The organism is Streptomyces sp. NPDC026500 (genome assembly GCF_055567635.1).
The window spans coordinates 147,507-173,053 of the sequence record NZ_JBVHQB010000014.1 but is presented as its reverse complement, the minus strand read 5'-3'; the positions used below and the strand labels follow the sequence as shown (position 1 = coordinate 173,053).

The following is a 25,547-nucleotide window of genomic DNA, read 5'->3' as shown; positions in this document are numbered from 1 at the left end:
TCCTCAGCGCAGTCGGCGCAGATAGGGGTCCTGGGCGCGGCGCGGCAACAGGCGGACGCGTGCGTCGAGCACGCTGACCGTGCCGGGGGTCGCGAGGACGGGGTTGAAGTCGGCCTCGGCGAGCTGCGGAAGATCGCTCGCCATGCGGGACAGGCGCAGCAGCACCTGTTCCAGACCTTCGAGGTCCACCGGTCCGGAACCGTGCGCGCCGAAGAGCAGGGGCGCGCAGCGCGGCGAAGTGATCAGGTCGTGGACGTCGTGGTCGGTCAGAGGAGCGAGACGGGCCGCGTGGTCGGCCAGCACCTCCGTCGCCGTACCGCCGAGGCCGAACAGCACGAGGGGTCCGAAGACCTCGTCCTGGACGACCCCGGCGAACAGTTCGGTGCCGCGCGCGGCGAGTGGCTGGACGACCACTCCGGCCAGGAGTCCGGCGAACCGGGTCTCGAAGTCCCGGAAGGCGGCGCGTACTTGGGCGTCGCCCTGAAGGTCGAGATGCACGGCACCCTGTTCGGACTTGTGGAGCACGCCGGGCCATTGGGCCTTCATGACCACGCGGCCGTCGGGCCCGCGCAGCCGTTCGGCGGCGATGACGGCGTCGTCCTCGGTCTCGGCCCAGGCCCAGTCGAGTTGCGGGATGCCGTAGCAGGCGAGCAGTTCCGCGCAGGTTCGGGGGTCGAGCCAGCCGCCGTCGAGGTGCGCGGCGAGGAAGTTCTCGGCGACCGTCCGGGCGCGCCCGGTGTCGATGTCCGCGAGGTCGGGGACCGTCCCGGCGGGCCGGCTCAGCCAGGCCGCACGGTGGGCCGCGTGGGCCAACGCCCGTGCCGCCGCGCCCGGTTCGGAGTACGAGGGGATGGTTCCGCCGTCCACGGCGGGCAGCAGCTCGACCGGCAGCGCCTGCTCCAGTCGTACGACGGCGACCGGACGCTCCCGCCGTGCGGGCCCGCCGGTGAGCGCCCGGACGAGATCGTCGCCGGTCGCCGCGGCGACGGCGGTGGGGACAAGGGCCACCAGCACGGCGTCGATGCCCGGGTGCCGCGCGACGCGGTCCACGCACTCCCGGAGCTGCTCCTCCGTGACGGCGGCGGTGACATCGACGGGGTTGCCCACCGAGGCGCCCTCCGGCAGCAGGGTGAACAGGTCGTCGGCCAGTTCCGCCGTCGGCGGCGGCAGGGCCAGTCCCGCCTCCGCGCAGGCGTCCGCGGTGAGGACGCCCGCGCCGCCCGCGTTGGTGACGATCGCGACGCGACTGCCGGACGGCAGCGGCTGGGCGTGCAACAGGGCAGCGGTTTCGAGGAGTTCACCCACCGAACCGGTGGCGGTGATGCCCGCCTGGGTGAAGAGGGCCTGCCGGGTCATCGTCGGGGTGGCGGCGGCCGCGGTGTGCGAGGCGGCCGCTCGGCGGCCCGCGTCGGTGCGACCCGCGTCGACCGTGAGTACGGGCATACGGCGGGTCACCCGTCGGGCGGTGCGGGAGAACGCGCGCGGGTTGCCGAAGGACTCCAGGTGGAGCAGGGCGAGGTCGGTGCGGCCGTCGCTCTCCCACCACTGGAGCATGTCGTTGCCGCTGACGTCGTACTTGTCGCCGAGCGAGGCGAAGGAGGAGATGCCGATGCCGAGCCGGGACAGCCCGTCGAGCAGGGCGATGCCGACGCCGCCCGACTGCACGGCGACACCCGCCGTGCCGGGGCGCGGGTGGCCGGCGGCGAAGGTCGCGTCGAGGACGATTTCAGGGTCGGTGTTGGAGACACCGAGACAGTTCGGCCCGACGAGTCGCATGCCGTACGTGCGGCACGCGGCGAGCAGTCCCTGGGCCTGGTCTGCGTCGAGTCCGGCCGTGACGACCAGCAGCGCCCGTACGCCGGTCTTGCCGCATTCCTCGGCGGTGGCGGGCACGGCGGCGGCCGGCACCGCGAGAATCGCGAGGTCGGGAGTCACGGGCAGGGCACTGACCGAGGGGTGGGACGGCACACCGAGGACCGAGGTCACGCTGGGGTTCACGGCGAACAGCCGCCGGGTGAAGCCGCCCGCGTGCAGATGGTGCAGGAGAGCCCGGCCCACCGATCCGGGACGGCGTCCCGCGCCGATCACAGCGACGGTTTCGGGGCGCAGCAGCGGCTCCAGACTCGCCACGTCGGCGCCCCGTCCGCGGGTCTCGACGGCCGTGAGGTAGGTGTCGTCCTCGGCGAGTTCGATGGTGCAGCGCACTTCGGGGCCCTCGAAGTGCCGGGCCGTGCGCAGTCCGAGGTCGGCGAAGAGCCGCAGAACCTCGCGGTTCTCGGAGAGGGCGTCGGCGGTGAAGGCGCGGATGCCCTCCGCACGGGCGGCGGAGACCAGGTGCTCGACGAGCAGGGTGCCGACGCCCCGGTGGTGCAGCCCGTCGGCCACCGCGATGGACATCTCGGCCGTGGCCGTGCCGTCGCCGGTCTTGTCGCCCGTCTTGTCGCTCGTCTCGTACTCGGCGAGGCCGATGACCTGGCCGTGTGCTTCGGCCAGCAGCGCCCGGTAGCCGGGCCGCGGCGGGGTGCACGCCCGGTCGGCGGCCATCTCGGCGGATCGGTGGCTCACGGCGAAGAAGCGCAGCCGGAGGTTGTCCGGGGACATCTCCTCATACAGACCATGCAGTTGCTCGTGGTCACCGGGCCGCACGGAACGTATGCATACCGTGGTGCCGTCCTGGAGCAGGGCATGCACCGGGGGGCGGTCGTCGTCCGTCATCACTGGCCTCCTCGAAACCTGTCAACACTTCGAGCATCCAGCGATCCGGGGGCCCGCCCCATGGGCTGACCGGGTGCGCGACATGGGCCGGTCGGCCCCGATCACGGTCTCCGTCCGATCCCTCCGCCCCCTGCGTACTGCGGGCGGGGCGAACCCGGTGGGCCCGGCGCGAGACAAGGCATCGCGTGTGCCCGACCTGCTCGATGTGGGCACTGTGGAACGACGCCAGGGTCGCCCCCTCCGGAACGGGGGCGACCCTGGTACCTCGGGTGGCTGATCCCGTACTCCGCGGCGCGCGGCGCGGAGTACGGGATCACGCTGCGGGGAGTACGGGACTGCGAGGAAGCGCGTGGCGACGCTTCTGTACGCGTCAGTCGTCGGCGACCAGCGCGGTGAGGTCGAGCAGGCGGTTGGTGTACCCCCACTCGTTGTCGTACCAGCCGAAGACCTTCGCCAGGGTTCCGTTGGCCTGGGTCAGGGCCGGGTCGAAGACGCAGGACGACGGGTCGCCGATGACGTCGCGGGAGACGATGGGCGCCCGCGAGACACGGAGGAAGCCCTTCAGGGCGCCCTCTGCGGCCTCGGCGAAGGCGGCGTTGATCTCCTCTGCCGTCGCTTCGCGGCGCAGCACCACCGCGAGGTCGGTGAGCGAGCCGTCCTCGACGGGCACGCGGACCGCGATGCCGTCCAGGACTCCGGCCAGCTCGGGCAGGACCAGTCCGACGGCGCGGGCGGCGCCCGTGCTGGTGGGGATGATGCTGAGCGCCGCCGAGCGGGCGCGGCGCAGGTCCTTGTGCGGGCCGTCCAGCAGGGACTGGTCGTTGGTGTAGCCGTGGATGGTGGTCATCACGCCGCGCTCGATACCGAAGGCCTCATGGAGCACCTTGACCATCGGGGCGACACAGTTGGTGGTGCAGGAGGCCGCCGACACGATCCTGTCGGAGCCGCGGTCGTAGGTGTCGTCGTTGACGCCCATCACGATCGTGGCGTCCGCGTTCTTGCCGGGTGCCGAGAGCAGCACGGTGTGGGCGCCGCTCTTCAGGTGCAGGGCGGCGGTCTCGCGGTCGCGGAAGCGCCCCGTGGACTCTATGACGATGTCGGCGCCGTTGTCGGACCACTGGAGGGCCGCCGGGTCCCGCTCGGCGGTGACGGCGATGCGCCGGCCGTCGACGGTGATCGAGGAGTCGTCATGCAGAACCTCACGCCCGATCCGGCCGAACGTCGAGTCGTACTCAAGGAGATGGGCCAGGGTGGCGGGCGGCGCGATGTCATTGATCGCGACGACCTCGACGTACTGGGTGCCCGCCTCGGCGCGCTCCAGTGCCGCGCGCAGATAGGTGCGGCCGATGCGGCCGAAGCCGTTGATACCGACGCGTACGGTCATGACGGTGAACTCCTTTGACGGGTGTGGATTTTCAGCCTCGGGTTGAGTCGGCGTCCTCGGGACGTGTCTGTTGCGGTACGACGGCGACGGGGCCTGCCGAGTGGTGCGGGACCGCGGAATCGGGGGTCCTGTCCGGGTCCGGTTCCAGCGTCGTGACGAACGGGTCCGTGGGGCAGGGGCCGCAGGTCCCCGATGGGGGCCGATCGGGCCAACGCGGGCGCGACGGGCGGCCGTTCGGCTCGGTCTGCCGGCTCTGCGCGGGCGCGTGCGGCAGCGGCTGCCTTGCGGAGAAAGTCGTAGCCGTCCAGCCCCCGGCAAGGGCCGATCGGCCCCTTCGCCGTCGCCGCCCACGCTCGCAGGCTGGAGGCAGCCGCATGCCCGCGGCCCACCTCGTCCGGCAGGAGGCCGCCATGTCCTCGACCCACCCGGACTCATCGACGCTGGAAAAGCTCCTCTCGGCCGCCGTCGCGGCCCCTTCGATGCACAACACGCAGCCGTGGCGCTTCCGGCTCGGCGCCGAGTCGCCCGTCGTGGAGATCCACGCCACGGCCGAGCGGGGGCTGCCCCAAGAGGATCCACACGGCAGGGCTCTGCACATCGCGGCCGGCGCGGCCCTGTTCAACCTGCGGGTGGCGGTGACGCACCTCGGCTGGAAGCCGGTCACGCGGCTGCTCCCCGATCCGCGCGACCCCGGGCTGCTCGCCTCCGTCCGGATCACACGTCAGGCGAGCCCGCGTGCGCTGCACGCCGCACACCTGTACGAGGCGATCTGGCGCCGGCACAGCAGCCGGTTCCCCTTCACCGACGAGGTGGTTCCTGTCAGCGTCCTGAACGACCTCGTGGAAGCCGCCCAGATCGAGGGCGCCAAGCTGGCCGTGACCGCCCCGGGCGAGGCGGGACGACTGCTGCGGGTCACGGCGGAGGCGGAGCACCGCAACCACTCCGACCCGTACCGCAGTGCCGAAAGCCGCCGCTGGACGAACCGGGACGAGGCGAACGACACCGGCATCCCGTCCACCGCCATCGGACCGCAGGACGCCTTCGAACGGCTGCCCATGCGCGACTTCTCCGCACAGCGTTCGATGGAGCGGTTGCCTGCCCGGCCGTTCGAACGCACCCCCACCTTGGTCTCCTTGGCCACGGGGCACGACCGGCGCTCCGACTGGTTGCGCGCCGGTCAGTCGCTCCAGCACGTGCTGCTGGTCGCGACCGCGCACGGCCTGCGCACCTCGCTCCTCCACCAGGCTCTGGAGTGGCCCGACCTGCGCGACGAACTGCGCAGCCCGACAGCGCCCTTCGATCACGTCCAGATGCTCATCCGACTCGGTTACGGCCCGGAAGGCCCCGCTACTCCCCGCCGCTCGCCCTTCTCGTTCCTGGGCGTCGACGGGGCTGCCCCTCCGGAAGTCCCGACATCCTCGCCGTGAGCGCCGGACGGGTCCTCATCGACGGCCGGCCGGAAGGGTCTTGGGCGGCGGCCCGGACGGGTCACCGGCGCGGGACGGAGCGTCCCTCACGTTCTGTCGGCCTCCAGGATGGTCGTGATGCGGTCGGAGGCGCGCCGGGCCTCCGTCGCCGGGTCGGCGCCGCCGAGGATCTTCGTCATGCAGTCCTTGATCGGGTTGTGGGCCTCGACCGCGGCCCATTGGGGCGAGGACGGTGTCGCCCGGCCCTGCGCGGCGCCCGCCGCCATGGCCGCGACTCCTGCCTCGCCCGCCACGGCGTGGGCGAGCGTCGTCTTGTTGGGCACGTAGTTCATCGTCCGGGCCAGCTCGGTCTGCCACTTGACGCCGACGAGGGCGGCGACGACGGCGGTGGCGCCGGGACGGTCGTCGGAGTTCTCGGGCACCACGAGATCGGAGCCGCCGGTGAACACCGCGCCCGGCTTCGCGGCCGTCTTGCCGGGGACCGGGAAGAAGCCCAGCTTGCCCTTGAGGTCCGGGTTGGCCCGCTCGATGGCCTGGACGAGTCCGGGAACGGCCACGATCTGCGCGACCCGCCCCTTGGCGAACACCCCTGACTGCGGCGGGTGTTCCTCGTCGGCACCCGCGGGCCCCTGGCCAAGTGCCTGGAGACGCCGGTAGAAATCCATGCCGCGCAGCGCGGCCGGCGTGTTCAGCGTGCCCCGCCAGTTCCCGGTGCTCGACTCATCGGCGAGGTCGCCGCCCTCGTCCCAGATGAACCCGGAGAGGGTGTACCAGTCCTGACCGGCCAGGTAAATGCCCTGGTCGTCACCGGAGTTGAGCCGCTCGGTGTCCGTGAGCCACTGCTCGCGGGTCTTCGGCGGCTGTTCGATACCGGCCCCGGCGAACAGGTCCTTGCGGTAGATGACGACGCGGTTGGCGGCGTACCAGGGGATGCCGTACTGGTGGGATCCGAACCGGCCTGGTGTGGCGAGGCCCGGCAGCCAGTGGTTCATGTCCCAGTCACGCATCGACTCCAGGGTCATGTCCCTCAGGCCACCCCCGTCGACGTACTGCGCGACCTGGGTGTTGCCGACCTCGATGACATCGGGCGCGGCCTGGTCGTCCCGCTTCAGCGCCGCCTGCACCTTCTCACCGATCCCGGTCCACTCCTGGATGCGGATGTCGAGCCGGAGGTCACCGTGCCGGCGCTCGAAGTCCTCGGTGAACCGCTTCAGGAACTCCTTGGAGGCACTGTCCTTCATCAGCCACACCGTGACGGTCCTCCGGTGCGCGCCGCTGCCGGGGAGGGTGCCGCAGGCGGTGAGCAGGGAGGCGGTGACGCAGACGACGGCGAAAAGGCGGCGTTTCACGTTCACGAGGGTCCTGTTCTGTCTTGCGGACAGGGGCAAGGGGCCCGACGTGGGGGAACGAGCCGGTCGCTCGAACGGGCGTCTGGAGTTTGGTATGGACCAATCATCTCCGTCAAGGGCCCATCGCCACCCGACGTCACTCGGGTCACCCCGCCGTCTCGCGGAGCGCGGCGCCCTGGGGCACCGTGGAATGACGCGTGGCATTCGCGCCACGGCGGAGAGGAGCACCCGCATGTCCGACCACACCTACCGGGTCACCGAGATCGTCGGAACCTCCCACGAAGGCGTCGACCAGGCCATTCGCAATGGGATCACCCGGGCCTCGCAGACCCTGCGCAACCTCGACTGGTTCGAGGTCACGCAGGTCAGGGGCCAGATCGAGAACGGACGGATCGAGCACTACCAGGTCGGTCTGAAGCTCGGTTTCCGGCTGGAGGACGCCGACTGACCCGACCCGCGCGTCACGGGTCCACCACCCGCCTAGAGCCCCTCAGGTCCGCCCCTCCCGCCCCTGCGCGTCCTTCAGCGCCGCCGACGCGGCCGCCCACCGTGCCCGTACGACCGTGAAGCCGGCCCGCTCCGCCTCCTCGCAGACGAATTCGTCGTCGTCGACAAGGACGCGGATCTCCCGGTCGCGGGCGAGCCGGCGAAGGACCTCCAGCTTGGTGCGCCGGGCGGGCCTGCGGTCGTCGTTGCGCCGCATCCAGATGCGCCCCTCGGGCAGGCCCTGTGCGGCCAGCCAGTCCACGGTCGTCCGCCGGCACCGCTCGGGACGGCCCGTCAGATAGACCACCTCGCACTCCCGCGCGCTGCTCAGCGCCAGCGCGACGCCCTCCGCGAGCGGCGGGTCCTCGGTCGCCGCCGCGAAGAATCCGTCCCAGTCCCGCGGCGCGCGCTCCAGGAACCGCTGCCGGTGCGCGGTGTCCGCGAGGGTGCCGTCCAGGTCGAACACGGCGAGTGGCCTACTGCTCTGTTCCTTCACGCGGACCAGCCTAGAGAGCGGCACCGACACCGGGCGCGCCATGACACCCGGCCCCACGCGTCGACATGCTCAACTTCCGTCCCTACGGGCCCTGTTCACATCACCCAGTAAGCCCTTACCGTAATGCCTCGCGCAGCATGTCGCACAGCATTCGATATATCGAACACGAGAGGGGCGGTGGAGGGACCCACCACCCCGCTCTTCGGCATGCGGAGGTCCGGGCGCACCCCGCCCCGCCCTTCTTGGTGAACCCCCTCTCGCCGGCCCCGTGACCGATCCGAGGAGAGCCGCACATGACCACACCCGACACGGCGTCACGCCCATCGAGGAGACCGGCATGAACGACAGGCCCCTTCAGCCCTCCCGGCGCGTCGCTCTCGGGGCGATGGCCGGCCTCACCGCCGCCTTCGCCCTCGGCGCCCCGGCCGCCCGCGCCGCGGCCGGAACCGCCTATGTGATGGGCTACTTCACCGAGTCCCCGAACGGCGACGGAGCGGACTACGGCCTTCATCTGGCCGTCAGCGCCGACTCCCTGCAGTGGACGCCACTGAACCAGAACAAGCCCGTCGTGACTCCGACGGGCGGCACCGGCGGTCTGCGCGATCCGTTCATCGTGCGCAGACAGGACGGCACTTTCGTGGTGCTCGCCACAGACCTCAAGGGCACCGACTGGAGTCTGCAGAGCCAGTACATCCACGTCTGGGACTCGGCCGACCTGCGGTCCTTCAGCGGCTACCGCCGCCTGAAGCTCCACGACATGGCCACCCACAGCTGGGCGCCCGAGGCGTACTGGGACGCGGGGCGGGGCCAGTACGGGATCATCTACTCCGCGGTCGACTCCAGCGGCCACAACGTCATCATGGTCAACTACACGTCCGACTTCGTGACGGCGTCGGCGGCGCAGGTCTTCTTCGACCCCGGCTACGACGTGATCGACGGCGATCTGGCCGTGGGCGTCGGCGGCGTGAACTACCTCTATTTCAAGAAGGACCAGACCCTGGTGGGCGCCAGGTCGACGTCCCTGAACCCCGGCAGCTTCACCGTGTTCAGCACCCCCGTCGCGCACGGCGGCACCGAGGCCCCGATCCTCATCAAGTCCCAGTCGACCGCGACTTGGTTCCTCTGGGGAGACACCTACACGCCCAACGGGGTGTTCTACGCCTGGCAGTCCGCCGACCTCGCGAGCGGCACCTGGACGGCGGTCGACCAGCGGCTCTACACACAGCCGCTCAACTCCAAGCACGCGAGCATCCAGCCGATCACCACGACGGAGTACGGGAACCTCCTCGCGAAGTGGGGCGCTCCCGCCTGGAACCGGATCAAGTCCTACAACTATCCGGCACGTTACGTCCGGCACTCGAACTACGTCGGCCGGATCGACGAGTACCCCTTCGACCCGTACACGGACTCGCAGTGGACGCTGGTGCCCGGACTGGCCGACACGGCGGGCATCTCGTTCCGGTCGGTCAACTACCCGACGCGCTATCTGCGGCACAGCAACTACCAGATGGCGCTCGACGTCAACGACGGGACGACGACGTTCGCCCAGGACGCCACGTTCTACCGGACGGCAGGTCTGGCCGACACGTCGTGGTCGTCCTTCCGCTCCTACAACCACCCGGACCGTCACCTCAGGCACGCAGACTACGTGCTGCGCATCGATCCGATCTCCACGTCCACCGACAAGGCCGACGCCACCTTCTCGGTCGGTTCTTGACGCCCCTTCGCCCCCTCAGGAGACAACCCCCGATGTCCCCTCTCCGCAGACTTCTCGCCGGTGCGGCCGCGGCCGCCGCCGCACTCGGCGGACTGACCGCGGCCGCTTCCCCGGCCACGGCCGCCGATTCCGGCACCTTCAGTGTGCTCAGCTACAACGTCGCCGGGCTGCCCGACGGCATCTCCAGCGCGCCGACACCCCGCGATTCCAGCACCACGGCGATCGGCGGACTCATCGCCCCCTACGACATCGTCCATGTCGAGGAGGACTTCAACTATCACGCGGCCCTGTACGCCGCCGACACCGCGCACCCGTACCGCACTCCCACCAGTGGCGGCGCCGGCATCGGCAGCGGCCTCAACACCCTCTCGAAGATCTCCTACGACACCGACGACTTCGAGCGGGTCGGCTGGAACTCCTGCCAGATCGACTCCGGCGACTGCCTCACGCCCAAGGGCTTCACCTTCATGCGGGAACGCCTCGCCGAGGGTGTCTACGTCGACTTCTACAACCTGCACACCAACGCGGGCACCAACGACGGCGACCTCGCCTCCCGCGCCGACAACCTCAACCAGCTCACCGCGTTCATCAACACCCATTCCGCGGGCAACGCCGTCGTCGTCATGGGCGACACGAACACCCGCTACACCCGCTCCGGCGACACCATCGCGGAGTTCGCCGCGGCCAACGGGCTGACGGACGCCTGGGTCCAGATCGTCCGGGGCGGCACCCCGCCCGCCAAGGGAAGCGACGCGCTCGTCTGCGACCAGAGCGGCACCACCGTGCCCGACACCTGCGAGGTCGTCGACAAGATCCTCTACCGCGGCAGCAAGCTCGTCGCGCTCAACGCCACGAGCTACAACAACGAGCACACGCGCTTTTTGACCTCCGACGGCCTGATGCTCTCCGACCACGACCCGATCACCGCGTCGTTCACCTGGTCGCGCAACACGGCCTTCCAGCTCAGCGATCAGTTCGGCGGGCCGCACGGCGACTACTTCAACGACATCGCCGCGGTGCCGGCCGGCGCCCGCGCGAGCACCGTCTCCCTGAGCAGCGGCGCACGGGTCGACCGGATGGGGCTGACGCTGAGCGACGGCACGACGTTCGCGCACGGCGGCACGGGCGGCACCGCCGCCTCACTGACACTGGGCGGCGGTGAGTACGTCACCTCCGCGCAGCTGTGCGAGGGCGTGAAGGACAGTCACACCCGGATCTTCTACACGAAGTTCACCACGAACCTCGGCCGCACTCTGGCCGGCGGCACGACGACGTCGGACTGCGTGACCCGCACCGCTCCGGCCGGCCGGCAGATCGCCGGCTTCCACGGCCGCGCGGGCGACGAGGTCGACAAGATCGGCTTCATCTACACCCAGCGCTGACCGGAGGGCAGGCACCGAAGTCGTTCCCCGCCGGGTTCCCGGACCCGGCGGGGAACGGGACGAGCAGCCCAACTCGCCTTTCCGTCAGGTTGTTCGAGGGCACGTGGAGGTGAGCTCGGGAAGCGATCACCGCGGCGCCGGGCCGCGGCGGACCCGGGTCGAGCAGCCGTCAGGAGGCTTCGGACAGCCAGGGCCTGACTTTTCTGCGCGCCTCGTGCAGACGGGACTTGAGCGTGCCGAGCGGAATGCCGACGCGCTCGGCGACCTCCGCGTACTCCAGCTGACAGATGTCGCGGTAGACCAACGGCTCGACCAGATGCGGGTGTTCGCGCTCCAGGCGTTCCAGTGCCTCCAGGAGGTCTATCCGGGAACCCGCGATGACACTCGTGGTGCGCGGATCGACGTACTGCCCGGCGTCGATCACTTCCGGTCGCTCGGCGGCGCGCCGCTTCAGCTCGCGGTACTTCTGCCGGGCACAATTGGCGACAACCGCGTACAGCCAGGTGCTGAAGCGGCTGCGACCCTCGAACGTCGCGATCTTCCGGGCCACTTGGAGAAGGACGTCCTGGGCCGCCTCCTCGGCGTCCTCGCGGCAGGGCAGAAAGCGTCCGCACCGCCGCACGACCTCGGGCCGGACCTGCCGGAGCAGGACGTCGAGTGCCGCCCGGTCGCCGGCGGCCGCCCGCAGGGCCAGCTCCTCGGTCTCCGCCGCGTCCCGCACCGGGCGCTCCCCTCGCTGTCGATCACAGGCCAGGCATGATAGTCGAACGCCCTGTCCAGCAGATGTGCGACAGCGCGCGCCCGCCGGCCCCGCGCTCCGGGCGTCATTCCGGATGCGGGCCCTTCTTCGGGAATCGTCACCTGGAGGGGGCGCCATCGTCTCTGTTCGACGGCGTGGCGAGCGGGTCGACGTCGCCGGCGGGCCGAACGGCTCCTCCGGCATCCTGCGAGCGGTCCACACCGAGTACCGTACGGCCCCTGGTGGCGCACCCGCGCAGGCACTTGGCTGGAAACGTCACAGGAGGTCGCCATGATGAGCGAAACCCCAACTCGACGCCCCCATGGGCGCCACTCGTCGGTGCGCGCCGCCGCGGCTCTGACCCTGTCTCTCCTCGTCGTCGGAGCCTGTGGCACGGGCACCGGTTCGGAAGCGCCGCACGGCAGCGGCCGTCCGTCCGGCCTTCCGTCCGGCTCTCCTGCCGGCTCTCCTGCCGACACGTCCGCCGCGTCCGGCGGTGTCTCCGGCACGCCCGCGCCGTCACCTACCACCGGCGTGGGACCCACGGTCCCGGAGCCCTCGGGAAGCGCGTCGGCGGGAACCCGGGGCGCCCGCGCGGCGGCGTACTTCCTGCACGGCGCCCACGTCTCGGCCGCGCCGCGCACCGTGACCGCTCCCGCCACGGCGACCGGTGCCGTACGAGCCTTGTTGAACGGCCCCACCCGCTACGAACGGGACCACGGCCGCAGCACGGCGATTCCGTCCGGTACGAAGCTCCGCTCCCTCGTCGTGCACGATCACATCGCGACCGTCGACCTGTCCGGCCGGTACGACGACGGTGGCAGCAGACCCTCCCGGCGCGCGCGACTCGCCCAGATCGTGTTCACGGTGACCCGCTTCCCCGGCGTCCGGGATGTTCGTTTCGAACTCGACGGCAAACCGGTCAAGGACTTCGGCGGCACGGACGTCGTCCTCAACGGCCCTGTGGGACGTGCGGACTTCGAGGACGTCACGCCGGCCGTCCTGGTGGAGTCCCCGATGATCGGCGACACGGTCAGCACATCCGTCCGGGTGTGGGGCAGCGCCGATACGTTCGAGGCCGTGTTCCGGCTGAAGGTCACCGACGCCGCCGGCCGCGGCTCTGCCGATGTCCAGGTGCGGGCCACGTCCGGCTCCGGAACCCGCGGAACCTTCGACGTGACGTTCCCCCGCAGGGCCGACCGGACCGGACCGGGTGTGTTGACCGCCTACTTCGTCCCGTCGCGGAACGGCGGCCCGGTGGTCGTCGACACGGTACCGCTGACCCTGCGCGGCTGACATCGGTCGACGCCTCTCACCGCCCCTGTCACTCTCCCGCATCCAGCGTCCAGCCCCCGCACAGGGGGCTGCCGCGCACGGGGTCCCCGCGCACGGCAGCGTCCCGACGACGGCGGCTCAGCAGGACCGGGGATCCCTCACCGTGAGGACCTCCGCGACAGAGCGCCGGGGCGTCGGTCGGACGCGGAGCGGGTAGCCGAGGCGAACGATCATCTGCGGGAACTCCCCGGCCGTCAGGGTCCGGCGAATCCGTGCCCGCAGAGCCGGGAGTTCCAGAGGCTGGGTGTGGAAGGCCGCCATGACCCCGTGGGCCGCCGCGGCCAACAGGACCTTCTCCAGGGCCTGTCCGGCCCGGAGCCAGTCGGGCCGGTCGTCGCGGTCCGTGCCGAGTACGGCGACCAGCCCCGTCCGCGCCGGCAGCCGGCGGGGAGGTGAGGGGAACATGCGGGTCACTCCCGAGTAGTCCCGGCCGGCGAACGACGTGGAGTCCGGGTGCATCACATCCGCGTCGACGGGCACACCGTCGGTCCGCGGCAGCGCGACGCGCCAGGTCCACCGGCCCTGTTCGGCGGCGTACCGCGGACGGGTCCGGTGCGCGTCCTCGCCGGCCCGGACCAGCTCGGCCAGCTGCCGTCGGCTGTCGCCGTCGTCGAGGCAGAGCAGGGTGGCACCCTCGTCGTGGGCGTGCTCACGCAACGCGTCGGTCAAGGAGGCGGGCAGCGGCCGCGCCGCGAACGGCCCGCGCACCGTGTGCCGCTTGCGCAGAGCGCCGTACATGCGGTCCTCGTCGGACGTGGGGTCGTCGTAGGGCCCCCAGGTCACCCGAGCCAGGCAGGACGAGTCCTGCGCCTGCGGGAAGGTCCGGACGACCGGGGTGAACCCCGCATGCCGCATGGCGAGGCGCAGGTTGAACAGCGCCGCGCCGCAGCTGATGAGCGCCTCCCTGCCGAACGGATCGGAGACCGGCAGTCGCCGGGTGAGGTCCGCGTGCAACTCGATGCCCCCGTCCCGCTCCTGCGCGAGGAACGTCCAGGGCTGTGTGTTGTACACGGACGGCGCCATGACAGCAGCGCGAACAAGGTAGTTCGAGGCGTAGCGGGAGGGTGCACTGACGACGGTCATGAGCCGAACCGCCCTTCCTTGGGATGATCCTGGCCTCATGGTCGTCATCTCCCCTTCGTACGGGGATGGGCCGTCGGTCCCCCGAGCGGACCGAGCGGCCCAGGTACGCCACCACTGCTCCCCAACTGCCCGACGGGGGAGGCTGATCCGGGTGGGTGGAGCACACCGGGGAGGGCCACTCGGCCCGACGTCGTACCTCCCCGGCCCATGGGCCCTCCGGGTCCTCCGGAGGACGCTGGACTCAAGTCCTCACGGGGAACGTCGGCCAAGGCTGCACGATCCCGGAGGTCCGATCGGTCAGGAGGTGCGCAGATGAAGGCCACACGGGTCGACGCTGTGATGGTCGGTGACGTGATCACGGCGGACCCCGGCACATCGTTCAAGGAAGTGGTGCGCCGGCTGGAAGCACACCGCATCAGCGGGCTCCCGGTGGTGGGCCCCGGCCACCGGGTCGTCGGAGTGGTCTCCGAGTCCGACCTCGTGCCGCGGCAGGCCGGCACCACCCCGGACACCCTCGTGGGCCGGCTGCTCCGACTGCGCCGCGGGGGCCGGTGGGCGAGGGCCGGGAGCCGCGCGCGTACGGCCGAAGGAGTGATGTCCGCGCCGGCCGTCACGGTGCGCGCCGACACCTCGATCCGAGCGGCCGCCCGTCTCATGGCCGAGCACCGCGTCGAACGGCTGCCCGTCGTGGACACGGAGGCCCGGCTCCTGGGGATCGTCACCCGGGGCGACCTGCTCCGGAGCTTCCTGCGCACGGACGAGGAGATCGAGCGCGACGTACGACAGACCGTCCTCGCCGAGACACTGTGGCTGGCCCGGCAGACCGTCGACGTCTACGTGAAGGAGGGTGTCGTCACCCTCACCGGCCGGCTGGAGCGGCGCGGCGACCTGCCCGTGGCGCTCGCCGCGACCCGCCGCGTGGACGGTGTCGTGGACGTCGTCGACCACCTGTCGTACCGGATCGACGACACCCGCCGCCCATCGGCCGAACACGCCCTGCGGGGCACGGCCGGTGACTGGATGCGCAAACTCTGAGCCGCTGTCCGCGGCTCACGCCCTCGGCGCCGCAGCGCGTTCCGGACGCCGAGCGAAGCAAGGAAAGAAGGAAGCAGTCATGATCCCTCTCGTTCTCGTAGGCGCGACGGTCGTGGGTGGCTGTCTGGTGTTCGGCTACAGCTCGTTCGTCGTCGGTTTCCTCCTCATGGCGGCGGGAGCCATCGGGCTCATCGCCTTCATGACCACGCCGGGTGCGGTGCTGCGCCCCGGCGAGCGGGAGTCCGTCATCGAGGAGCGGCACTACATGGGCAAGCACGACGACCACCGGCACTACCGGGGCTGACCGGAGCCGGCTCCGAAGCGGGCCCGTCCCCAACCGACCCTCCGGGGAGGCTGTCATGAGCGAATTCGCCGCCGACAGGTACATCGTGGTGGGCGTCGACGGATCCGCGGCGTCCGGGGCCGCCCTGCGCTGGGCCACCGCTCAGGCCCATGCCCTGCGGGTGAAGGTGGTCGCCGTGCACGCCTGGGAACCGGCCGTGCCGGCCTTCGCCCCGTACGCTCCCGCCTCGGCCCGTCCGACGGCCGCGGAGAAGCGGGAGGACGCCGTGCGTCTGCTCTCCCGGACACTGCACGAGGTGTACGGCTCGCAGATCGATGGTTCCGTGCGCGCGGTCCTGCTGGAGGGGCCGCCCGCACGGGTGCTCGTGCGGGCGTCACGCAAGGCCCTCCTGCTCGCATTGGGTCGCACGACGCACAAGCAGAGCGGAGTGCCGGCGATCGGCACGGTCGGCCGCGAGTGCCTGCGGCATGCGACCGTGCCGGTGGTGGCGGTGCCCGCCCCCGAGTTGCCGACGTCGTCGTCGAAGGCCGCGCAGGTCCGCTCCGTGTCCTTCGACGGAGCCGCCTAGGGCCTGTCCGGCGGGTCAGGCCGGAGGAAACCTGCGGCGCCGGATCGGCGTCTCCGGCGTGATCAGCCGGACAGGCGCCAGCAGCAGTACTCGGACGATCCGTTCCCGGGCGGGTCAGGGCCGGATGTCGAGTACGTCCGGCACCGGACGGCGTGGTGCGCCCGGACCGTCGGGGCCGTATCCGAGGCGCAGCACCATCTGCACGTTGCCCTTCCCCGACACCGGGTCGCGAAGCGGCCAGCGCAGGTCGGTCCACTCCAGCGCCTGAGTTGCGAACGAGCTGGACAGGCCCTCGAGGGTGGCCAGCAGCAGCACGCGCTCCATGGCCTGTCCGGCGCGCAGCCAGTCGGCCGGACGGTCGCCGGCCGTGCTGATGAGGGCCAGTTGAGGGGAGTGCTCGAACTCGCGCGTGTCGCGCCGTGCCACGGGTTCGTTCCCGGCGAAGTCGCGCACGGGAGCCCTGCCACCATGCCTGAGCGGACCGAAGGCCTGCTCCGGGACCCCGTCGGAAGCCGTGGTCCCGGCAGGGGTGTCGAGGCGGGTCCAGGCGGCCAGGTCCTCCCTGCTGCCCGGATCGGTCAGGTTGCGCGCCTCGCCCTCCTCGATCAGTTCCAGTACTTCCTCCAGCCGCCATACGTCGGGAAATTCCAGGGAGGCCCCCTCGTGGTGGGCCGCGTCACCGAGCGCCGTACGGATGGCCTCGGGAATCTCCGTCGCCTCGAACGGGAAGCGGCTGGTGTGCCGCCGGTGTATCGCCGGGTACAGCGCGGCGAGGCCGCTCTCGCTCGGGCCGGAGCCGGCCAGCTGCACGGCCGCGAGCAGTCCTGGATCAGAGGGGTCGGGCAGCAGGCCGGTGGCCGGGGACCAGCCCCCGTGCACCGCCGCGACCCGCAGGTTCAGCAGCGCCGCGCCACAACCGAGGTGAAGGCCCCGGGTGTCGGGGTCGGCGTGCGGCATGGCGCGGTCGAAGTCGGCTCGCACGTGTACCGTCCGGCTGCCCTGGAGGTAGGCGAAGCGCCAGGGCTGCGCGTTGTGCATCGACGGGGCGGCGGCGGCATCGTGGACCAGGGACGTCACCCACTCGTCGGACGGTGTCTGGGGGCTCATGGGAGCCTCCCTTCGCGGGTCGCCAGCCCCCGGAGGGGCCGTTCTTCGGTTGCCTCGTGGGTGCCAGGGCCTGTCCTGACCATTCCCGCCGGGACCGTGGCGCCCGGCACCGCACCTCGCCGCGTTGTCGGGCGGCACGCCCGAGTACGCCCGGTACGAGGGCGACCCTCCGCCTTGCGACGCACGGCACCAGCTGCCGCGGTCCCCTCCGACGCGAACTGCCGGACGGGCCCTGGCGGGCATCCGGGCCCGCGGCGGGCTCATGAGAGCGGCCGTCCGCGACCCGTCACCGATCGGCAGCGGTGATACGACGTCCGGTGATGCGCTCGGGCCGGATCGACACCCACATCTGACGGTCACCCCCCGCCCATGGCTCGGAGTGCGCGAGATCGGCCAGCCGTCGCACGGCCTCGGGCTCCGTGACAGCCTGCGCGGCACCGACGGCGAGCACGCTCCAGCCCTGGCTCATCGCCTCGTCCAGATGGTCGACCTCGAAGGCGACCTGCGCTCCCACCGCCTCCGCCACCACTGATCCCGGAGCCGTCCGGAAGGCGATCGTGTCGTCCACGACCTCGTAGTTCACCGGAACGACAGCCGGGCCTTCGGATGTGGACACCGCGATGCGGCCCACGCCGTGCGTGGAGAGCCGGGCGCGGCATTCGTCGGGTCCCAGGTCCCGCAACTGCGGGTGGATGAGCGCCCGCCCCCGGCCGGGCGGCAGATCGCCGCCGCCTCCGCGCAGTGCCTCGACGCTGACGCCGAGCGCGTCGGCCAGTCTGATGAGACTCGCGGGGCTCGGATCGGCCTGGCGTTCCTCGAGGTACGTCAGATAGTCGGGCGCCATTCTCGCGCGACGTGCCGTTTCGGTCCGGCTCATCCCCTGCCGCTCCCGCTCGGCGGTCAGGCGCCGACCGATGTCACCGGGGTGGGGGGTCGCGTGCGGCGAGCTCGTGGCGGCCGGGCGGCTCGTTTCCTCGTCCGACGGGGAGGTGCCGCCGGACATGTCCTCGACGGGGCAGACATGGCAGTCGGGCCCGGGGAACACCATCGTCACCTCGTCCGTGTCCGACCAGCGAACGTCGTAGGGAGGTGTGCCGTCCGCGTGGTGAAGACCGATGATCTCTCCGTCGCGCCGGGTGCCTCCCGTCGTCACGCCGTCGATCACGAGGTGATCTCCAAGATGAGCTCGCATGATCGCCTCCGCTTCCTGAAGAGAGGGTGCTGAAACCAACGTGGCACGCACAGGACACCGCCGCATGCGACGCCCCGCGGACGTGTCGCCCGGGGAGAACCGGCAGCTCGTCGCGGTGAGCGGCCGACGTGTGCCGCCCGTCGGCAGGCAGGGACTGGAGGAAACCGGTTCATCGTCCCTCCAGCCTCGTACGAGACCGAGGCGGCCGCCATGGGGCCGGGCCGTCACCGTGGGCCCGGGCGGCGGCTCACCCGAGAGCCTTGCCGCCGCCGACCGGGTCACCGGAGAAGCCCAGCGGCGAAAGCTCACACTGCGCCCGCCGCAGCCACGGCCCCGAGGGGAACCGACTCCACGCCGAGCGGCGTGTTCGGTGAAGAACGTGACCGGTACGCTTCAGTGGTCCGAGCGCCACCACAAGCTGCCGTCCGCACACGGACCGCAGCCACGGCCTGGCGCTCGTGGCATCCGCCTCGCCCTGGAGAGCACATGCCCGTCGGTGAACACAGGAGGCGCAAGCCTTCACGGACACGGCCAACAGGACCCGACCGCGGTGAACACCCCTTCCGGCGTCGAGCGACCGAGAACACGTACCGGCGCGTGCCTCGGGGGTGTTCGTCCGGCGTCACCAGCAGCGCGACGACGGACAACCACCCCGGCCCTTGCCGATCCCACCGGTCGACGGGCCGTTCGGCAGGCCGTTTCATGGGGCGTCCGTGCTGAGGGATCCCCTGGAGCGGATCGGCCGCTACCGTCCGGAACGACGCCTGGGCGCCGGTGGTTTCGGCGTGGTCTGGCTCGCCCATGACGACGTCCTCGACGCGACCGTCGCGGTCAAGGTGCTCTCCGAGAACTGGATCGACCGCCTGGACATCCGGGAACGCTTCCTCTCCGAGGCCAGACTGCTGCGCAAGGCCGACTCGAACCGGGTCGTCCAGGTCTACGACATCGGTGAACTCCCCGACGGCAGGCCCTACTTCGTCATGGAGTACGCCGACGGGGGCACCCTCGCCGACCGGATCGAGGCCGGACCGCTGCCCGTCGCCGAGGCACTGCGCCTGACGGCCCTGGCGGCCCGGGGCGCGGCAGCGCTGCACGAGGCCGGGATCGTGCACCGCGACATCAAACCGTCCAACGTGCTGCTGCGCACCACGCCCGGCGGAGCCGACCGGGTGCTGCTGGCCGACCTCGGGCTGGCCAAGAGCCTGGCCCAGGCCTCCGGACTCACCATCGCGGCGGGTTCGGCCGGCTACACCCCGCCCGAGCAGGCCCAGCCCGGCTCCGGGATCGACGCACGGGCCGACGTGTACAGCCTGGGCGCCCTCGGCCACCATCTCGTCACCGGTTCGGTTCCGGGCCCGCCCGGCAAGGTCGAACGCCCCGACCGGCTCCGTACGGACGTCGGCCCGGACGTCGGGCGGGCGCTGCTGCGGGCCATGGAACCCGACCGGGAGCGGCGCTGGCCGACCGCGGCCGCCTTCGCCGCGGAGCTGGACCGGCTGGCCGGGGAGGTCACGGACGGGGGCGCCCCCACGTCCCGGCGGCGTCGGCGCACCGCGCTGCTTGCGCTGACCGGCGTCGTCGTGGCCTGCGCCGTCGGCGCCACCGCCGTACTGCTGACCCGAGAACCCGCCGCGAAGACCCTCCAAGTCGCGGACGGCACGGGCGGGATCACGGTGGAGGTACCGGCCGGCTGGGGCGGGCAGTTGCGCGACTCCGGGTGGAATCCACGGACGCTGGGACTCAAGGACGGCACGGAACCCGGTCTCGTCGTCGCGGACCACCTGGAGCGCTGGCAGGACCTCGGCTCCGGCGTCGACGGAGCCTTCGTCGGACTCAGCGAACACGGCGACCTGACCGGCGGGATCCGCGCCGTCACGCACCCCGGGTGCCACTACGCCGGAAGCCGGTCCTACTCGGGCGCGCGTTGGCACGGGCTGATTCGGACCTGGGACGACTGTCCGGGCAAGGACGGTTCCCTCACCGAGGCGGCGCTCACCGCGGCGGGCGGCGCCGGGCAGCCCCAGGTGTACGTCCAGATCCGCCAGGACAGCGGCGCCGACGACACGGCCGACGCTGTCATCGGCTCCGTACGTCTCAAGGCCTGATCCCGGCCGGGCGATCCCGGCGGAATTCGTCGGCGGTCCCGCGAACTTTTCGGCCCCCGGGCGCATCCGAGAATAGTGACGGGGCACAATGCGCCCCGCGCACGGGCGATGAGCTCGTGCGGAGACATCCAAGGAGTGGTGACATGTCGACCTTCCCGCGCACGGTGGCGAACCCGGACCGGTCCGACTCGGTGTCCACGCACCACGCTTCGCCCGCCGCCCGGCGGGCCGCGCTGCTCGCGGGTGTCGCGCTGCTGGGCCTGCTCGCAGCCTGCGGCAACGGCACCCCGACCAGCGCGCCGAAGACCCTTCCCGGCACAGCCGGACCGGCCTCCGGCGGCACGAGCACGAAGGCGGGTTCCACCGGCCCGTCGAGCCCGGCCGCGAGCGCCCCCTCGAAGAAGACGGGAACAGGGACCGGAACAGGGAGCGGAACCGCCTCGGCCTCCTCGGGGAGCGCCGCCGCCGGCAGCGGCCGCTGCCACACCTCGGAACTGCGCGCCTCGGTCGGCAGAAACGACCCGGGAGCGGGGCAGGAGAACTTCCCCATCGTGCTGACCAACCGCTCCGGACGCACCTGCACCGTGCGCGGCTACCCCGGAGCGGCGTTCGTCGACGCGTCCGGCAAGCAGCTCGGCCCCGACCCGCTGCGGTCCTCCGGCACGCCGACGACGGTCGTACTCGCGCCCGGCCACAGCGCGTGGTCGGGTCTGACCTTCTCCAACCCGGAGATCAGCGGGGCCCATACGGCGACGCCCGCCTCGCTGATCGTCACACCGCCCGACGAGAGGGACTCCCTCACCGTGCCGTGGTCGGGGGGCACGGTGCCCGTGTCCGGCAACGCCTCGTCGGTCTCCCTGACGGTCGTCCGCCCCGGAAGCGGCGTCTGACCGTACGGGCACGACGGCCGTCCCGCTCCCCCCAGCCCCGCCACCCGTCCCCCAGGTGGCGGGGTTTGTCACGGAACGGCTACACGTCCAGGTTCGCGCGACCTTTTCCGGAACTTCGCGCATCACACCGTTTGACGCGCCCGGTGAGCGGTGCGTCGCAAACGGACGAAGGCTCCGGCCACACGACCCGGGCCGGTACCAAGAACAACGGGGGAAGAATCATGAGCGGTGTCTCACGCAGGCGACTGCTGGCGGCGACGGCGTCGGCGGGCGCGCTGGGAGCCCTGTCGGCCTGCTCGGCCAACGACTGGTCCGTGGGCAGCGGCGGGAACAGCCGGGCGCGGTTCCGGCCGGTCAAGCCGATCGGCGACGGCTCCACCGCGGACACCGGAGCGCAGCCGAAGCAGCCGCGGGCGGAGCGCCTGAAGCCCGGCCAACGCCCCCCGCAGTTCGTCGTCTTCTCGTGGGACGGCGCGGGGGAACTCAGCAACAAGCTCTTCTCCCGCTTCCGCAAGGTCGCCGCCGACCACGGGGCGTCGATGACATTCTTCCTCAGTGGCATCTACGCCCTGCCCGAGTCGAAGAAGCACCTCTACCACCCGCCGCAGCACCCCGTCGGCGCCTCCGCGATCGGCTATCTCTCCGACCGGCACATCCACGCGACGCTCCAGCAGATACGCGCGGCCTGGCTGGAGGGCCACGAGATCGGCACCCACTTCAACGGTCACTTCTGCGGCCCGGACGGGGTCCGCCGCTGGTCGCCCGCCGAGTGGCGCAGCGAGATCGAGCAGGCGAAGAAGTTCGTCACCGAGTGGCGGACCAACACCGGCTTCACCGACCTGGAACCGTTGCCCTTCGACTACGAGAAGGAGCTGACCGGCGGCCGGACCCCCTGTCTGGAGGGTCAGTCGAATCTGCTGCCGACCGCCGCCGCTCTCGGCTGGAAGTACGACGCCAGCTCGCCCGGCGGACTCCAGATGTGGCCCGGGAAGGTACTGGGCGGCAAGATCTGGGACTTCCCGCTCCAGTCCATTCCCTTCCCCGGCCACTCGTTCCAGGTCCTGTCGATGGACTACAACCTGATGGCCAACCAATCGAACGCCAACCCGCTCGGCGACCGCACCCGGTACGACGCCTGGCGCGCCCAGGCCCGCGACAGCTACCTCGCCGGCTTCCGGCGGGCCTACGAGAGCAACCGGGCCCCGTTCTTCATCGGCAACCATTTCGAGCGCTGGAACGGCGGCATCTACATGGACGCCGTCGAAGAGGCCATCTCGCGTATGGCGGCCCACGACGACGTCCGCATGGTGTCCTTCCGCCAGCTCGTTCAGTGGCTGGAGGCCCAGGACCCGGCGGTCCTGCGGAAGTTGCGCACACTCAGCCCCGGGCAGTCACCGCTCGGCGGCTGGGCCGACTTCCTGGGCACGGCTGGCTCGGGCGCCAAGTCCCCCGGCACCGCGACGTCCTGACGGCCCGAAGGCAGGAGACCGGCAGCGCCCCTCGGAGCCACCGCGTCACCTCGTCACCGCGTCACTGCATCACCGGCGGCCTCCGTCGCCTCCTCCGCCGAACGATCCGTAGCCGCCGGTGCCGGAGCCCGTACCGTATCCGCCGTCCCGGACCGAGCCGTCGTGCCCGCCCCCCGGACAGTAGGCGGAGAGGGAGGAGCAGGAGCCGTCGGAGGCAGCCGCGGTCGACGTGGACCGACCCGCAGCCGACGGCGTCGAGGTGGGTGTCCGGGTGGCGGTGGGTGCCGGTGACGTCGAGGCCGTGGACCGGTCCCGGGTCGTGGAGCCCTTCGCGTCGCCGGTCGTGGAGTCCCAGTTGACGACTTCCAGTTGGAGCGAGGGGGACGAGGTGTCGAACGTCCAGTGCTGGATGGGTTCGTCCGTACGGAGCTTGAGGACGAGCGCCGACTCCCCCTCGGCCGACGCGGGGGCGAGGGCGAGATCCTGGTTCCAGCGGGGCACGAGCATGCCCTGGAGGGTGAAGTCGTAGCGGACGTTCTTGGTGGCGGGCTGCGACGGGCCCGTACAGGAGGCCAGTTGGACTGAGTAGCCGAGGTGCGAGTCGAGGCACAGATCGGGGTGGGCCGCGTCGCGCAACAGCCCGTCCGCCGCGTACGACCATTCCGTCGCAGCCTCCGACGAGCACGCGATGAGCCGGGTCTCCACACCGCTCGCCGGCGCGGTTCCGGCGATACCGACACACAACCCGGTCGCGGCGTTGCGCAGCCGGCCGCGCGCGGCGCCGTCCTTCTGCTCGCCGGTCCCGACCCAGGACGGGTTCGTACGCCGACTCGGTGCCGCGGAGGAGTGGCTGCCGTCGGCCGTACCGCTCTGGACGCCGGGGTCCGCGTGGGATGTCCACAGGACCAGCGGGACCAGGATCAGCGCGCTGACGGTCAGCACGGCGAGGGCGACGCTTCGGCGCCCCGGAGCGCGCCGGGGGGCCTTGTGCCCTGTGGCCCTGCGGGAGGAGCGCGTGCCGACGCCGGAGAGCGGCGTACCTCGGCGGCGGGAGGGGCGGGTGCCTCCGCCGGGTGCGGGCGCGCCCCGGTGGGAGGGGCCGGCCGGTTGCGGCGCGGCCGCCTGGGCCGTGGGCGGTGTGCCGGTGTGCGGCGGAGCGTTCGGCGGGGTGCGCGGCGGAAGGCCCGGTGGGCGTACGGCGTCGGCCTCGGGCTGGAACTCGACGATGCGGGCGGTCTCGGCATTCGGCCAACTCCCGGCGGCCGTCGCTCCGTCGGCGAAAGTCGCGTCCTGGTCCGTCCGGCCGGTCCCCGGCTCTCGGTCCGCCTCCGCGCCGGCGGCGGCCCGCGCCTGCCGGGATGCCGCGTAGTCGCGGGCACCCCAGCCGAGCACCGCCTCGGCGAGCGGGACGGCGAGATCGCCGTTGAACTGGCTCAACTGGTCGGCCGCGTACCGGCAGTGGCCGCATTCGTCCATGTGGCGCCGCAGGTCGGGGTCGAGGTCGGCGCCGCCGCGCCGGAAGGAGACGTCGAGCATGCGGTGGTAGCGGCGGCACTCGTCCCCGGGGGCGAGTTCGTGGTGGATCTCCAGGCAGCCCTGGCGCAGGCGTTCCCTGGCCCGCTCCAGTTCGGTGGCCGCGTCCTCCGGAAAGATCCCCAACAGGGCGGCGGGCACGTCCAGTTGTTCGGCCTCCACCTCCCCGTGCCACAGCAGGCAGCGGGCCGGTTCGGGCAGCCGCTGGAACGCCCGGGAGATCAGGCGCCTGCCCTCCGGCGGAAGCAGTCGTGCCGCCGCCCGGTCCTCACGGTCCTCCCGGTCCGCTTCGGCGAGGAGTCCGGGATCGAGCAGTTCGCGCCGCGGGTCCGTGAGCCACTCGGCCGCTATGCGGCGGACGGTGACGAGCAGCTGAGGCCGCCACGCGGCACTCGGACCGCCCTGGTGCAGAGAATCCCCGAACAGGCGCGTGAATGAGGCAGTGGTGAGCATTCCGGCGGGACGTACGCCGTCGGTGCACAGCCGCGCGTAAGAGAACACCGCCTCCCAGTGGCGGTCCAGTAGTTCTCCGACGGGATAGTTCGCGGGCGTGCCTCCCTGGCTCTTCAGCTCGGCCGCGAGCCGCTCATCCGACACCTCGAACAAGCGGTCGGGGTCAGACGAATGAGACAGCGTTCCGTCATTCACGTCCGCTTTCCTCCCAAAGGTAGCGTGGCAAATAGTCCATACCAATGGGCATGTAGACCGCCCGACGGAGCCGGAGGGTCTACCCATGGGGGGTGACGCCGCGAACGACCACCTCTGACGGCCCTTTCGGGCGAGGGGGAGCGGGCGCGCCGCACGCGCGCAGAGCGAAGCCAATATTGTCTGCACGCCGACAACGCACACCTTTGCACAGGGCGGCGAGCAGGAACAAGCGATCCCTGATTTTCTCCTAATGCGGCGCCGTCCCCGGATATTGACCAAATGTCAGTCAAGCTCGCGCTAAAAGGAATTCGGAAACCCGAAGGATCTACCATCCGTCCGAAGTCTCCGCAATGGGAGCGCTCTCATGCGCTCATCCGAGCGCCTTTCCGCACGGAATTCCTGTCGCTCGGGCGCCGATCTCCCAGGTTCCGACGGGGCGGCGCGGAACCTTCGCGGCGGGCCGGCGTGGAGCATTCACCGTGGGCCGACGCAGAGCCTTCACGGTGGGCCGGCGCGGAGCCTTCACCGTGGGCCGGCCATCGTGACCGTGCCACCCGTCCCGGAGACGCCGGCCGTCGTGCGC

General features: G+C 71.5%; 20 protein-coding genes. 11 read left to right on the top strand and 9 right to left on the bottom strand.

Annotated features, from left to right (window positions below; translation table 11 throughout):
• Window positions 1-3 precede the first annotated feature (3 nt).
• Window positions 4-2,715, bottom strand: a complete 2,712-nt coding sequence (locus ACZ4N5_RS25270) for a bifunctional acetate--CoA ligase family protein/GNAT family N-acetyltransferase (RefSeq protein ID WP_467759335.1) — start codon at window positions 2,713-2,715, stop codon at window positions 4-6.
• 370 nt (window positions 2,716-3,085) lie between these two features.
• Complete coding sequence (gap, locus tag ACZ4N5_RS25265; RefSeq protein WP_467759334.1) at window positions 3,086-4,099, bottom strand: type I glyceraldehyde-3-phosphate dehydrogenase; 1,014 nt, start codon at window positions 4,097-4,099, stop codon at window positions 3,086-3,088.
• A 374-nt stretch (window positions 4,100-4,473) separates the two neighbouring features.
• Between gap and ACZ4N5_RS25260 the strand changes: the two genes are divergently transcribed.
• Window positions 4,474-5,526 (top strand): Acg family FMN-binding oxidoreductase, encoded by a 1,053-nt coding sequence (locus ACZ4N5_RS25260; RefSeq protein ID WP_467759333.1) that lies wholly within the window; start codon window positions 4,474-4,476, stop codon window positions 5,524-5,526.
• Window positions 5,527-5,612: 86 nt separating this feature from the next.
• Here ACZ4N5_RS25260 and ACZ4N5_RS25255 read toward each other — a convergent pair whose 3' ends face one another.
• Entirely contained in the window at window positions 5,613-6,875 is a 1,263-nt protein-coding gene (locus tag ACZ4N5_RS25255) for an extracellular solute-binding protein (protein ID WP_467759332.1), read from the bottom strand.
• 232 nt (window positions 6,876-7,107) lie between these two features.
• On the opposite strand from ACZ4N5_RS25255, the gene ACZ4N5_RS25250 reads away from it, so the two are divergent.
• A complete protein-coding gene (locus tag ACZ4N5_RS25250; protein ID WP_261707589.1) occupies window positions 7,108-7,323 on the top strand; it encodes a dodecin in 216 nt (71 codons plus the stop codon).
• A gap of 42 nt (window positions 7,324-7,365) precedes the next feature.
• Here the strand turns inward: ACZ4N5_RS25250 and ACZ4N5_RS25245 are convergent, their stop codons facing one another.
• Window positions 7,366-7,899 carry a phosphatase domain-containing protein gene (locus ACZ4N5_RS25245; RefSeq protein WP_467759331.1) on the bottom strand — a complete coding sequence of 178 codons (534 nt, stop codon included), beginning with the start codon at window positions 7,897-7,899 and terminating at the stop codon, window positions 7,366-7,368.
• Between the two features lie 295 nt (window positions 7,900-8,194).
• Here ACZ4N5_RS25245 and ACZ4N5_RS25240 point away from each other — a divergent pair, with 295 nt between their 5' ends.
• Window positions 8,195-9,574 carry a glycoside hydrolase family 43 protein gene (locus ACZ4N5_RS25240; protein ID WP_467759330.1) on the top strand — a complete coding sequence of 460 codons (1,380 nt, stop codon included), beginning with the start codon at window positions 8,195-8,197 and terminating at the stop codon, window positions 9,572-9,574.
• A 32-nt stretch (window positions 9,575-9,606) separates the two neighbouring features.
• Window positions 9,607-10,956 carry a jacalin-like lectin gene (locus ACZ4N5_RS25235; protein ID WP_467759329.1) on the top strand — a complete coding sequence of 450 codons (1,350 nt, stop codon included), beginning with the start codon at window positions 9,607-9,609 and terminating at the stop codon, window positions 10,954-10,956.
• 169 nt (window positions 10,957-11,125) lie between these two features.
• On the opposite strand, the gene ACZ4N5_RS25230 is transcribed toward ACZ4N5_RS25235, so the two are convergent.
• Complete coding sequence (locus ACZ4N5_RS25230; RefSeq protein WP_467759328.1) at window positions 11,126-11,677, bottom strand: RNA polymerase sigma factor; 552 nt, start codon at window positions 11,675-11,677, stop codon at window positions 11,126-11,128.
• Between the two features lie 552 nt (window positions 11,678-12,229).
• Between ACZ4N5_RS25230 and ACZ4N5_RS25225 the strand changes: the two genes are divergently transcribed.
• The gene (locus tag ACZ4N5_RS25225; protein ID WP_467759327.1) at window positions 12,230-12,991 is read left to right on the top strand and encodes a GerMN domain-containing protein; all 762 of its coding nucleotides are present in this window, start codon (window positions 12,230-12,232) and stop codon (window positions 12,989-12,991) included.
• Window positions 12,992-13,108: 117 nt separating this feature from the next.
• Here the strand turns inward: ACZ4N5_RS25225 and ACZ4N5_RS25220 are convergent, their stop codons facing one another.
• Entirely contained in the window at window positions 13,109-14,113 is a 1,005-nt protein-coding gene (locus ACZ4N5_RS25220) for an Acg family FMN-binding oxidoreductase (RefSeq protein WP_467759326.1), read from the bottom strand.
• Between the two features lie 312 nt (window positions 14,114-14,425).
• Here ACZ4N5_RS25220 and ACZ4N5_RS25215 point away from each other — a divergent pair, with 312 nt between their 5' ends.
• The 3 genes from ACZ4N5_RS25215 to ACZ4N5_RS25205 all read left to right on the top strand — a co-directional run bounded on the left by ACZ4N5_RS25215 (window position 14,426) and on the right by ACZ4N5_RS25205 (window position 16,020).
• Window positions 14,426-15,148: a CBS domain-containing protein gene (locus ACZ4N5_RS25215; RefSeq protein ID WP_467759325.1), complete on the top strand. Its 723-nt coding sequence runs from the start codon at window positions 14,426-14,428 to the stop codon at window positions 15,146-15,148.
• A 79-nt stretch (window positions 15,149-15,227) separates the two neighbouring features.
• Window positions 15,228-15,452, top strand: a complete 225-nt coding sequence (locus ACZ4N5_RS25210) for a hypothetical protein (protein WP_467759324.1) — start codon at window positions 15,228-15,230, stop codon at window positions 15,450-15,452.
• Between the two features lie 55 nt (window positions 15,453-15,507).
• A complete protein-coding gene (locus ACZ4N5_RS25205; RefSeq protein ID WP_467759323.1) occupies window positions 15,508-16,020 on the top strand; it encodes a universal stress protein in 513 nt (170 codons plus the stop codon).
• A gap of 114 nt (window positions 16,021-16,134) precedes the next feature.
• Here the strand turns inward: ACZ4N5_RS25205 and ACZ4N5_RS25200 are convergent, their stop codons facing one another.
• Window positions 16,135-17,127: an Acg family FMN-binding oxidoreductase gene (locus ACZ4N5_RS25200; RefSeq protein ID WP_467759322.1), complete on the bottom strand. Its 993-nt coding sequence runs from the start codon at window positions 17,125-17,127 to the stop codon at window positions 16,135-16,137.
• 286 nt (window positions 17,128-17,413) lie between these two features.
• On the bottom strand, window positions 17,414-18,319 hold the full coding sequence (locus ACZ4N5_RS25195; protein ID WP_467759321.1) for a pyridoxamine 5'-phosphate oxidase family protein: 906 nt from the start codon (window positions 18,317-18,319) through the stop codon (window positions 17,414-17,416).
• Window positions 18,320-19,032: 713 nt separating this feature from the next.
• Between ACZ4N5_RS25195 and ACZ4N5_RS25190 the strand changes: the two genes are divergently transcribed.
• The 3 genes from ACZ4N5_RS25190 to ACZ4N5_RS25180 all read left to right on the top strand — a co-directional run bounded on the left by ACZ4N5_RS25190 (window position 19,033) and on the right by ACZ4N5_RS25180 (window position 22,783).
• Window positions 19,033-20,424, top strand: coding sequence for a serine/threonine-protein kinase (locus ACZ4N5_RS25190; RefSeq protein WP_467759320.1), 1,392 nt, complete (start codon window positions 19,033-19,035; stop codon window positions 20,422-20,424).
• A gap of 143 nt (window positions 20,425-20,567) precedes the next feature.
• Window positions 20,568-21,314 (top strand): DUF4232 domain-containing protein, encoded by a 747-nt coding sequence (locus tag ACZ4N5_RS25185; protein ID WP_467759319.1) that lies wholly within the window; start codon window positions 20,568-20,570, stop codon window positions 21,312-21,314.
• Between the two features lie 221 nt (window positions 21,315-21,535).
• Window positions 21,536-22,783, top strand: coding sequence for a polysaccharide deacetylase family protein (locus ACZ4N5_RS25180; protein ID WP_467759318.1), 1,248 nt, complete (start codon window positions 21,536-21,538; stop codon window positions 22,781-22,783).
• Window positions 22,784-22,852: 69 nt separating this feature from the next.
• Here ACZ4N5_RS25180 and ACZ4N5_RS25175 read toward each other — a convergent pair whose 3' ends face one another.
• Entirely contained in the window at window positions 22,853-24,913 is a 2,061-nt protein-coding gene (locus ACZ4N5_RS25175; RefSeq protein ID WP_467759405.1) for a ricin-type beta-trefoil lectin domain protein, read from the bottom strand.
• Window positions 24,914-25,547 lie beyond the last annotated feature (634 nt).

Bases quoted from the DNA above. Each gene is read 5' to 3' on its own strand.
- ACZ4N5_RS25215 (WP_467759325.1), top strand. From the start codon at position 14,426: ATGAAGGCCACACGGGTCGACGCTGTGATGGTCGGTGACGTGATCACG.
- ACZ4N5_RS25205 (WP_467759323.1), top strand. From the start codon at position 15,508: ATGAGCGAATTCGCCGCCGACAGGTACATCGTGGTGGGCGTCGACGGA.
- ACZ4N5_RS25185 (WP_467759319.1), top strand. From the start codon at position 20,568: ATGTCGACCTTCCCGCGCACGGTGGCGAACCCGGACCGGTCCGACTCG.
- ACZ4N5_RS25260 (WP_467759333.1), top strand. From the start codon at position 4,474: ATGCCCGCGGCCCACCTCGTCCGGCAGGAGGCCGCCATGTCCTCGACC.
- ACZ4N5_RS25195 (WP_467759321.1), bottom strand. From the start codon at position 18,319: ATGCGAGCTCATCTTGGAGATCACCTCGTGATCGACGGCGTGACGACG.
- ACZ4N5_RS25220 (WP_467759326.1), bottom strand. From the start codon at position 14,113: ATGACCGTCGTCAGTGCACCCTCCCGCTACGCCTCGAACTACCTTGTT.
- ACZ4N5_RS25240 (WP_467759330.1), top strand. From the start codon at position 8,195: ATGAACGACAGGCCCCTTCAGCCCTCCCGGCGCGTCGCTCTCGGGGCG.
- ACZ4N5_RS25210 (WP_467759324.1), top strand. From the start codon at position 15,228: ATGATCCCTCTCGTTCTCGTAGGCGCGACGGTCGTGGGTGGCTGTCTG.
- ACZ4N5_RS25180 (WP_467759318.1), top strand. From the start codon at position 21,536: ATGAGCGGTGTCTCACGCAGGCGACTGCTGGCGGCGACGGCGTCGGCG.
- ACZ4N5_RS25200 (WP_467759322.1), bottom strand. From the start codon at position 17,127: ATGAGCCCCCAGACACCGTCCGACGAGTGGGTGACGTCCCTGGTCCAC.
- ACZ4N5_RS25250 (WP_261707589.1), top strand. From the start codon at position 7,108: ATGTCCGACCACACCTACCGGGTCACCGAGATCGTCGGAACCTCCCAC.
- ACZ4N5_RS25270 (WP_467759335.1), bottom strand. From the start codon at position 2,715: ATGACGGACGACGACCGCCCCCCGGTGCATGCCCTGCTCCAGGACGGC.
- ACZ4N5_RS25235 (WP_467759329.1), top strand. From the start codon at position 9,607: ATGTCCCCTCTCCGCAGACTTCTCGCCGGTGCGGCCGCGGCCGCCGCC.
- gap (WP_467759334.1), bottom strand. From the start codon at position 4,099: ATGACCGTACGCGTCGGTATCAACGGCTTCGGCCGCATCGGCCGCACC.
- ACZ4N5_RS25245 (WP_467759331.1), bottom strand. From the start codon at position 7,899: ATGGCGCGCCCGGTGTCGGTGCCGCTCTCTAGGCTGGTCCGCGTGAAG.